This is a genomic window from Pseudomonas sp. SIMBA_068, assembly GCF_046534705.1.
GTDB classification, from domain to species: domain Bacteria; phylum Pseudomonadota; class Gammaproteobacteria; order Pseudomonadales; family Pseudomonadaceae; genus Aquipseudomonas; species Aquipseudomonas putida.
The window spans coordinates 1-303 of sequence record NZ_JAWRYI010000270.1; the positions used below are offsets into that span (position 1 = coordinate 1).

Annotated in this window: 1 protein-coding gene; it reads left to right on the forward strand. The window is 52.8% G+C overall.

The genetic code is table 11. The features are described from left to right. Positions 1–140: 140 nt before the first annotated feature. Positions 141–303 (forward strand): hypothetical protein (locus SB756_RS29145; RefSeq protein WP_171768182.1); only part of this gene is annotated, 163 nt, incomplete at its 3' end.

Here is a 303-nt window from a genome sequence, read left to right on the forward strand (position 1 = left end):
GGGTTCCAGTTTTAATCCGCTGCGCGCCGGAGGCTGAGAGTACTGGATATTTATTCAGTCTATTTTTTGTGCCATAATGACACGTTTATTCTGGCCGTGTCGGCAAGGCGCGGTGAGTGCTGCTAATCCGGGAAAGGTGAATGGATAAGATCGAAGTTCGGGGCGCCCGCACCCATAATCTCAAAAACATCAACCTCGTTATCCCCCGCGACAAGCTCATTGTCGTGACCGGGCTTTCGGGTTCTGGCAAATCCTCGCTCGCTTTCGACACCTTATATGCCGAAGGGCAGCGCCGTTACGTTG